At 62.2% G+C, this 238-nt stretch carries 1 protein-coding gene; it reads right to left on the bottom strand.

Annotated elements, in window-relative coordinates; genetic code table 11:
- Positions 1-238, bottom strand: a 238-nt coding sequence (locus tag B3D39_RS13460) for a hypothetical protein (protein WP_286789792.1), incomplete at both ends; no start/stop codon positions are given.

Raw genomic sequence — 238 nt, 5'->3', positions numbered from 1 at the left:
TCTCCATCGCGCCCATATTGAAGTCATCGACGGCAACGATGTTGAAAATGTCCAAGTCGTATTCGCGCCCGTAAGCCTCTTCATCCCAGCGCATCGAGCGGTGGAGCGCCTGCAGAGCGAAATCGCAGCGGTCCTCGTCGCCCGGACGGACCCAGATATTCGTCGCGACCTCGCGGCCCGACATCGTGGTGAATGTGCCCGAACGTGCGCGCAGATCGCCCGCGACCAGCGCGAAGAG

The sequence above is a fragment of the Thioclava sp. UBA3469 genome, from assembly GCF_002378135.1.
Taxonomy (GTDB): domain Bacteria; phylum Pseudomonadota; class Alphaproteobacteria; order Rhodobacterales; family Rhodobacteraceae; genus Thioclava; species Thioclava sediminum.
This window is presented reverse-complemented; position numbering and strand designations above follow the sequence as displayed.